At 72.7% G+C, this 8926-nt stretch carries 5 protein-coding genes; 3 read left to right on the top strand and 2 right to left on the bottom strand.

Going from position 1 to position 8926, the window contains the following annotated elements; all coding sequences use genetic code 11:
* The first annotated feature begins 112 nt into the window (after nucleotides 1-112).
* The 3 genes from asnB to ACZ7OU_RS35300 all read left to right on the top strand — a co-directional run bounded on the left by asnB (nucleotide 113) and on the right by ACZ7OU_RS35300 (nucleotide 5886).
* On the top strand, nucleotides 113-1948 hold the full coding sequence (gene asnB / locus ACZ7OU_RS35310) for an asparagine synthase (glutamine-hydrolyzing) (RefSeq protein WP_470258551.1): 1836 nt from the start codon (nucleotides 113-115) through the stop codon (nucleotides 1946-1948).
* Nucleotides 1949-2016: 68 nt separating this feature from the next.
* The gene (locus tag ACZ7OU_RS35305; RefSeq protein ID WP_470258550.1) at nucleotides 2017-2673 is read left to right on the top strand and encodes a DUF7019 family protein; all 657 of its coding nucleotides are present in this window, start codon (nucleotides 2017-2019) and stop codon (nucleotides 2671-2673) included.
* Nucleotides 2674-5886: a WD40 repeat domain-containing serine/threonine protein kinase gene (locus ACZ7OU_RS35300; protein ID WP_470258549.1), complete on the top strand. Its 3213-nt coding sequence runs from the start codon at nucleotides 2674-2676 to the stop codon at nucleotides 5884-5886. It begins immediately after the preceding gene.
* Nucleotides 5887-5903: 17 nt separating this feature from the next.
* Here ACZ7OU_RS35300 and pntB read toward each other — a convergent pair whose 3' ends face one another.
* Nucleotides 5904-7328, bottom strand: a complete 1425-nt coding sequence (gene pntB, locus ACZ7OU_RS35295) for a Re/Si-specific NAD(P)(+) transhydrogenase subunit beta (protein ID WP_470258548.1) — start codon at nucleotides 7326-7328, stop codon at nucleotides 5904-5906.
* Nucleotides 7329-7332: 4 nt separating this feature from the next.
* Nucleotides 7333-8889: a Re/Si-specific NAD(P)(+) transhydrogenase subunit alpha gene (locus ACZ7OU_RS35290; protein WP_470242660.1), complete on the bottom strand. Its 1557-nt coding sequence runs from the start codon at nucleotides 8887-8889 to the stop codon at nucleotides 7333-7335.
* Nucleotides 8890-8926: the final 37 nt, after the last annotated feature.

The raw sequence follows: 8926 nt of genomic DNA, 5'->3' as shown, positions 1-8926 counted from the left end.
CGGTTCCACCTCCGGCACCACTCCACCACGGGGGGCCGGGAGGCCCAACCCCTATGTTCGTTGTCGCTGCCCGCGAGCCTGGATACGCTCCACCGCAACGGAAGGAGCAAACATGTGCGGGGTTGCCGGCTGGGTGTCGTTCGACCGTGACCTGACCAAGGAACGGCCCGCAGTCGAGGCGATGACGCACAGCATGCGGCAGCGCGGCCCGGACGAGTGGGGGATCTGGACCGGGACGCACGCCGCCTTCGGCCACCGCCGGCTCTCGATCATCGACCTGCCCGGCGGAACCCAGCCGATGTCGGTCGACACCCCGGACGGCGAGGTCGTGCTCACCTACAGCGGCGAGACCTACAACTTCGTCGAACTGCGCGACGAACTGCGCCGGCGAGGCCATCGGTTCCGCACCGCGAGCGACACCGAGGTGGTGCTGCGCGGGTACCTGGAGTGGGGCGCGGCGGTCGCCGAGCGGATGGTCGGCATGTGCGCGATCGGGGTGTGGGACGGCCGGACCGAGCGCCTGCTCCTCATCCGCGACCGCCTGGGCACCAAGCCGTTGCACTACTTCCGGACCCCGGACGGCGTCCTGTTCGGCTCCGAGCCGAAGGCGATCCTGGCGCACCCGCTGGCGGAGGCGGTGGTCGACACCGACGGCATCCGCCGGCTGCTGCTGGGATTCCCGAGCACCGACGAAGGCGTCTGGTCCGGCGTGAAGGTCGTCCGCCCGGGCACGGTGATCACGGTGGACCGGTCCGGCCTGCGCGAGCACACCTACTGGCGCCTGACCGCCGAGCCGCACACCGAGGACCGGGAATCCACGATCCGCACGGTGCAGGCGATGATCGAGGACAACGTCGCGCACGAGCTGGTGGCCGACGTGCCCCGGGGAGTGCTGCTGTCCGGCGGCCTGGACTCCAGCGTGCTCACCGGACTGGCCGACCGCAGCCTGCGTCCCCGCGGTGAGATCGTCCGCACGTTCTCGGTGGACTTCCCCGACCAGACCGAGAACTTCAAGCCCGACACCATCCGGGGGAGTGCCGACGGCCCCTACATCGCCGACGTCGTGAAGCACGTCGGGACCGAGCACCACCAGCTCGTCCTGGACCACCGCGCGCTGTCCGACCCGGACGTGCGCCGCGAGGTCGTGGCCGCCTGGGACGCGCCCTACGGCATGGGCGACATGAACAGCTCGATCTTCCTGCTGTTCAAGGCACTCAAGGAACACGTCACGGTGGCGCTGAGCGGCGAGGCCGGTGACGAGATCTTCATGGGCCACCTCTGGCACCACGCCGAATCGGTCTACACGGGCGGCAACTTCCCCTGGTTCGTCGCCTGGCCCCAGCTGGACACGTCGTCCTACATGACCCAGGAGTTCATCGACCTGGTCGATCTCCCGGGGTTCACTCGGGACAGCTACCACGACGCGCTCACCGAGGTCCCCCACCTGGACGGCGAGGACACCCCCCGGCGCAAGCAACGCGAGATCGCCTACCTGGGACTGACCCGCTTCATGCGCACCCTCGAGGACCGCTTGGACCGGATGGCGATGCGCGCGGGCGTGGAGACCCGGGTCCCGTTCTGCGACCACCGCCTGGTGCAGTACCTGTACAACGTCCCCTGGTCGATGCACACCTTCGACGGCAACGAGAAGAGCCTGCTCCGCGCGGCGGCCCGGGACGTGCTCCCGGACTCGGTCGCGGGCCGCCGCAAGAGCGGGTACCCCTCGACCCAGGACCTCCGGTACGTGGCCGCGCTCCAGCAGCAGGTGCGGGACGTCCTCGCCGAGTCGAACACCGACGCGTTGTTCATGTGCGACCCGAAGAAGGTGGCCGAGGCGGCCGGCCGGAACCCGGCCGACGTGGACCCGGCGGCCCGCTACACGTTCGAGCGGATCCTCGACGTCGCCGTCTGGCTCGACCTCACCAAACCCGCCCTCAAACTCTCCTGACCCGGCGACGACGGCCGCGATGCCGGCGACCGGCCCGGTCGCTATCATCCGGTCAGCGTCGTCGGGGGATGGGGAGCACGGTGTCGTTCCAGTACTACCTGTACGTCAGTGACAGCAAGGTCGACATGCTGCTCGCGCAGATGGACCCGGCCTTCACGCGCAAGCGCACCACCGAGGTCAGCGTCAACCTGAAGCTCTTCGGGGGCAAGCAGGCCACGGAGGCGCCCGCGGGCGGGGAGCGCACGGCGAAGCTGCAGCGGGTGGTCCGGTACCTGGAAGACCACGGCGACCTCGGCACGGTCGACGAACCCGGCCAGTTCTTCTGGGGACTGCTGCCGATGAGCTGGGGACCGTTCCCGGCCGAGCCGACGCTCGCGTACTTCGGCGGGAGCAGCGGGCGGACCGTCGTCGGGCTCGGCGGGTCCGGGCACCACATCCTCGGCGGCGGCCCCGCGGCCGGGGTGCCCCGCTCGGTGCTGCCGTCGCTGCTCGCCGGGCTGCGCAGCGACCCGGAGATCGGTGCGCTGACCGAAGCGATCAAGCGCGAGGACGACGGGGCGCACAAGGGGGCGCTGGCCGCCGTGCAGCGGGCCAACGAGGCCATGCCGGGGCCGGACCAGAACCTCGAGTTCGTCGCCAAGCGGCTGCTGACCGGGCCCAGCCCCACGGCCGACGGCGTGAACGTCGTGCTCGGCACCCCGCTCTACGTGGCGCAGGTGGACTAGGTGTGGTCCCCGGGGGACGTCGTGCTCGGGGTGTACGAGGTCCGTGACGTCGTCACGACCGGCGGCATGGGCCTGGTGTACCGCGTGTGGCACCGCCAGTGGGGGATGGAGCTGGCGGTCAAGACCCCGCGCCAGGAGCTGGTCGCGTCCCCGGCCGACGCCGAGCGGTTCGAGGCCGAGGCGGAGGCCTGGGTCGGCCTCGGCGCGCACCCGCACGTCGTGAGCTGCGCCTACGTCCGCCGCGTCGACGGCACACCCCGGGTGTTCGCCGAATGGGCCGGCGGCGGCAGCCTCGCCGAGGCCGTCCGCGACCGCGCGCTCTACGACGGCGGGCACCGCGCGGCGGTGCGCCGGATCCTCGACCTGGCGATCCAGACCGCCTGGGGTCTCGGGCACGCGCACGAGCGCGGCGTGGTCCACCAGGACGTCAAGCCCGCCAACGTCATGCTCGACGGCGACGGCGCGGCGAAGGTCACCGATTTCGGACTGGCCAACGTCACCGGCGGCGAAGGCCTGACCCTGGAGTACTGCTCGCCCGAGCAGGCCAGGGGCGAGACGCTCGGCCCGGCGACCGACGTCTGGTCGTGGGCGGTGAGCGTGGTCGAGATGTTCGCGGGCGGGCCGCCGGCGATGTTCGGGCACGCGGCGGCGGGCGTCTTCGCCCAGTTCCTCGAGGCCGGTCCCGCCGACCCCGTCCTCCCGCCGGTGCCGCCGGGGGTCGCCGACCTGCTGCGGCGCTGCTTCGCCGAGAACCCCGCGGCCCGGCCCGCGGGGTTCGGCGAACTCGCCGACGAGCTGGCGGAGCTCTACCGGTCCGCGGTCTTCGAGCCGTACCCGCGGCAGCGGCCGGACGAAGCCCCGCTGCTCGCCGACGCGCTGTCCAACCGGGCACTGTCCCTGCTGGACCTCGGGCACGCCGAGCGGGCGGACGAGCTGTGGGAGGAGGCGCTGCGGGCCGACCCGCACCACCCGCACGCGACCTACAACCGCGGGTTGCGCCGGTGGCGGGCCGGCGCGCGGACCGACCGGCAGCTGATCGCCGAGCTGGACGCGGTGCGGCTCAGCCACGACGGCGACCGGACGGCCGACCACCTGCTCGCCGCCGTCCACATCGAGCGCGGCGACAAGGAGTCGGCGCTCCGGCTGCTCGACGACCTGCCCGACGTCCCGGACACCGCCACCGCCCGCGCCCTGCCGGACCGGGCGGTCACCGAGCGGCCCAGCCCGGTCTACGTCGACCGGGCGCACCCGATCGCCCTGAGCGCCGACGGCCGGGTGGCCGCGGTGACCTTCCGGGGCAAGGAGGCCGAAGTCTGGTCCCTGCCGGACGAGCGGGTGCGGTACAGCCTGGCCGGCCACGAAGACCGCCTCCGGTCGGTGTCGCTGAGCACCGACGGCCGGGTGCTGGCCTCCGCCGACGCGAGCGGGCAAGTGCGGGTCTGGGACACGACCACGGGGGAGTGCACCCGGGTCGCCGACCTGCCGGCGGGCACGGTGGAGGCCGTCGCGGTCAGCCCCGACGGGACGGTGGTGGCCACCGTCGGCGGCGACGGGTCCGTGCGGGTACTGGGCGACGCCGTGACGCTCGTCCGCGCCGGGTCGGCGGAGTCGGAATCCGGCCGGGGCTGGGCGATCGCGGTGACCGCCGACAACGAGCGCCTGGTCGTGTTCGACGGCTTCGACTGGACGCTGCGGGTGCTGACCCGCTCCGGCGAGGAGCTGTGGCGGGTCGGCGGCCTGCGGCACAACTGCGCGATCAGCCCCACCGCCCGGTACGCGCTTTCGGCCACCCACGACGACCAGGTCGTCCGGGTGGACCTGGCGACCGCCGAGGTCACGGTCATCGGCAGCGCCCTGTTGTGGAACAAGGGTTTCAGCTGGCTGGCGGTCAGCGACGACGGCCGGACCGCGGTGAACACCTTCGACCTCCTGGTCCAGCGGTGGCAGCTCGACGAAGGCCGGTGCACGTTCACCACGACCGTCTCCTCGCGCGACCCGATGGAGATCGCCGCGGACGCCGGCGGCAGCGCCGTCCTGGTCCTGCTCGGCAGCCGCACCCCGCGGACCGTCCACACCACCGCCGTCGTCCACCTGCCCGAGCCGGGGCCCGCCGCGCCGTGGAGCTACGCCCGCCCGCAGCCGACCGACCGGATGGCCGGGGACGCGCTGATCGCCGCGGAAAACCTCGGCCTGGCCGCGGAGTTCCTCGACACCGGCCGCCTCGCCGACGCCCGGCGGCAGCTGGACATCCTGCGCGCGATGCCCGCCTACCGCAGGCACCCGGAGCTCCGGACGCTGTGGCGGCGGGTCGGCGCGGTCAGCGAGCGGACCGCCTTCGCGGGGTTGTGGCCTTCCCGCCGCTTCGACGCCGTCCTGCACGGCCGGACGGCGCTCACCCGGGACGTGCACTACGCCTTCGCGGACTTCTTCGGCCGGGGTGTCCGGGCCGTCGACCTGCGCACCGGCGACGTGGCGGCCGCGCCGGAGCGGCACGAGCTGGACTTCGAGCACGCGACGGCCTGCGCGGACGACCGCCACGTGCTCGCGCTGGATTCGGACGGCGCCGAAGTGCTGTGGGACCTCAAGACGGCTCGCCGCGCCGGCGTCGTCGTGCGGGACGAGGCCGGGAACCCCGTGCTGAAGGACGAGAACCCCACGTTCGAGTTCATCCGCCGCGATGGTCTCGCCGTCCTGCGCAACCGGCTGACGGGCCGCCCGCTGCACGGCTGGTCGGTGCGGGCGGACGAGCGGGTGGTGCTGTCGGGGTCGGTCGCCGTCGTGGTCAAGAACGACGGGCGTGCCCGGGTGGTGGACGTCGAGAACTTCACGACCGTGCGCGAGGCGCGCGTCTACGCCGGCGAGTCGGTCGTGGTCGCGAGCGCCGACGGCCGGGTCTTCGCCGCCACCCGGCTCGGCTTCGACAACACCGGCGAGGTCGTGCTGTCCGTCGCGGGCTCGGCCGAGGCCGTGGCGAAGGTGGCCGACGACCGGGTGGTGTCCCTGGCCCTCAGCGCGGACGGCGACCTCCTGCTCACGGCGTCGCCTCGGCTGCTGCGCCTGTGGCACCTCCCGAGCGGCGGCCTGGTGACCGAGATCGAATGCGGTGAGGACGTCATCGCGGTCGAGCTGTCGCCCGACGGGTGCGCCGCGGTGGCCATCCTCGGGTACTACCACCTCCAGTGCTGGGAGCTGGACTGGGACTATCGCCCCTAGCCCAGCTCCCCGCAGGATCAGCCGACGGCCACCCGGCTGGGAAGCGCGGCCAGGATGTCCTGGACGCGGTCCTTGGCGTCGCCGAAGAGCATCTGGCTGTTGTCGCGGAAGAACAACGGGTTCTGCACCCCCGCGTAGCCGGTCGCCATCGAGCGCTTGAACACCACGACGTCGCCCGCTTCCCAGACCCGCAGCACCGGCATGCCCGCGATCGGGCTGGCCGGGTCCTCGGACGCGGCCGGGTTCACCGTGTCGTTGGCGCCGATGACGAGGACGACGTCGGTTTCGGCGAAGTCGTCGTTGATCTCGTCCATCTCCAGCACGATGTCGTAGGGCACCTTGGCCTCGGCGAGCAGCACGTTCATGTGCCCGGGCAGCCGCCCGGCGACCGGGTGCACCCCGAAGCGGACCTCGACGCCGCGGTCCCGCAGGCGCCGGGTCAGCTCCGCCACCGGTCCCTGCGCCTGGGCGACCGCCATGCCGTACCCGGGCGTGATGATCACGGAGCGGGCGTCGGCGAGGAGCTCGGCCACGCCGGCGGCGTCGACCTCGCGGTGCTCGCCTTCGACCTCCGCCGACCCCGTCGCCGCGGGCGCGCCGAAGCCGCCGGCGATGACGGAGACGAACGACCGGTTCATCGCCTTGCACATCACGTAGGACAGGTACGCACCCGAGGAGCCGACGAGCGCGCCGGTGATGATCAGCAGGTCGTTGCCCAGCAGGAAGCCCGACGCGGCCGCGGCCCAGCCGGAGTAGCTGTTGAGCATCGAGACGACGACCGGCATGTCCCCGCCGCCGATCGAGGCGACCAGGTGGACGCCGAGCAGCAGCGCCAGCAGCGTGACCACCGCCAGCAGCCAGACGCCCGGGCTGACCACGAAGACCACGGTCAGCGCGGCGAACGCCACCAGCGCGCCGAGGTTGAGCACGTTCTTGCCGGGCAGCTGCAGCGGCTGGGACGCGATCCGCGCCGACAGCTTGAGGTAGGCCACGATCGACCCCGTGAAGGTCACGGCGCCGATGAACACGCCGATCACGACCTCGGCGTGGTGGATCCCCAGCAGCGACCCCGTCAGCTCGGTGGCCGTCGAGCCGGCTTCGACTTCGAGGAAGCCGTTCCAGCCGACGAGCACCGCGGCCAGGCCGACGAAGCTGTGCATCAGGGCGATCAGCTCGGGCATGCCGGTCATCTCGACCACGCGGGCCCGCCACAAGCCGATGGCCGCGCCGATCACGAGCGCCACCAGCAGCAGCGTGATGCCGAGCCCGGAGGCGGCCCCGAGGGCGGTGGCGGCGGTCGCGACCAGCGCGATCACCATGCCGGCGATGCCGAACCGGAGGCCGCGGCGGGACGTTTCGTGCTTGGCCAGCCCGGCGAGGCTGGCCACGAACAGCAGGGCGGCGATGAGGTAGGCCGCCGTCTTCCAGGTTTCCGCGTGCACGGGCTCAGCTCCTCGAGAACATCGACAGCATCCGGCGGGTCACCGCGAAGCCACCGACGACGTTGATGGCGGCCAGCAGCACCGCGGCGGTGGCCAGGACGGTGGTCAGCGCGCCGCCGCCGGTGATCTGCAGGATCGCGCCGACGACGATGATCCCGGAGATCGCGTTGGTGACCGACATCAGCGGCGTGTGCAGCGCGTGGTGCACGTTGCCGATCACGTAGAAGCCGATGACGATCGCGAGCACGAACACCGTCAGGTGCCCGGCCAGCTCGGGTGGCGCGAACGCCGACGCCAGGAACAGCGCCACGCCGCCCAGTCCGGCGCCGGCCACCCGCGGCCACGGCGACCGGGGCTTCGCGGGTTCCGGCTCCGGCCGCGCGGCGGGTGCGGCCTGCGGGGCCGCGCTCACCGACACCGGGGGCGGCGGCCACAGGACCTCGCCGTCGCGGACCACGGTCAGGCCGCGCTGCACGGCGTCGTCGAAGTCGAGGGTGAGGCGGCCGTCCTTGGCGGGGGTGAGCAGCTTCAGCAGGTTCACCACGTTCGTGCCGTAGAGCTGCGAGGCTTGCGCGGGCAGCCGGGCGGGCAGGTCGGTGTAGCCGACGATCGTCACGCCGTTGCCGGTGGTGACGACCTCACCGGCCACGGTGCCCGCGACGTTGCCGCCCTGAGCGGCCGCCATGTCCACGATCACGCTGCCCGGCTTCATCGACGCGACCTGCTCGGCCGTCATCAGCTTCGGCGCCGGCCGGCCCGGGATGAGCGCGGTCGTGATGACGATGTCGACGTCGGCGGCCTGCTCGGAGTAGATCTCCGCCGCCCGCCGGTCGTAGGCCTCCGACGTCGCCTTGGCGTAGCCGTCGGTGCTCGCCTCCTGCTCGACCTCCACCGCGAGGTACTCGCCGCCGAGCGAGCGGACCTGGTCGGCCACCTCCGGCCGCGGGTCGGTCGCGCGCACGACGGCACCCAGGCTGTTCGCGGCCGCGATCGCCGCCAGCCCGGCCACGCCGGCGCCCGCGACGAGCACCTTCGCCGGCGGGACCTTGCCCGCGGCGGTGACCTGACCGGTGAAGAACCGCCCGAACACGTGCGCCGCCTCGATCACCGCGCGGTACCCGGCGATGTTCGCCATCGAGCTGAGCACGTCCAGCGACTGCGCCCGCGAGATGCGGGGGACCGCGTCCATCGCGAGCGCCGTGACGCCGCGTGCGGCCAGCGCCGCCAGCCGATCCGGCTCGAGCGCGGGTGCCAGCATCGACACCAGGACCGTGCCTTCGCGCAGCCGGTCGATCTCCGCGGGTTCGGGTGCGTTGATCGTGACCACGACATCGGCGTCCCACACCGGATGCGGCGACACCTCGGCCCCCGCGGCGGCGTAGGCCTCGTCGTCGAACCCGGAGCGCACACCGGTCCCGTTCTCGATCACGACGGTGTAGCCCAGCCCGATCGCCTTGCGCACGGCGTCGGGGGTGAGGGCCACTCGTGTTTCGGCCTTCTTCGACTCCGCGACCAGCCCGATGCGCAGACCGGGGCCGGGCGGAGCAGTGAGGTCGCTCATGCACCTCTCCTCGGAGATCACCAATGGATTGACGTGC

The sequence above is a fragment of the Amycolatopsis sp. NPDC114505 genome (assembly GCF_055633615.1).
This window is presented reverse-complemented; position numbering and strand designations above follow the sequence as displayed.

Excerpts from the sequence above, each read along its gene's own strand:
- asnB (WP_470258551.1), top strand. The coding sequence starts at position 113 with ATGTGCGGGGTTGCCGGCTGGGTGTCGTTCGACCGTGACCTGACCAAG.
- ACZ7OU_RS35305 (WP_470258550.1), top strand. The coding sequence starts at position 2,017 with ATGGGGAGCACGGTGTCGTTCCAGTACTACCTGTACGTCAGTGACAGC.
- ACZ7OU_RS35290 (WP_470242660.1), bottom strand. The coding sequence starts at position 8,889 with ATGAGCGACCTCACTGCTCCGCCCGGCCCCGGTCTGCGCATCGGGCTG.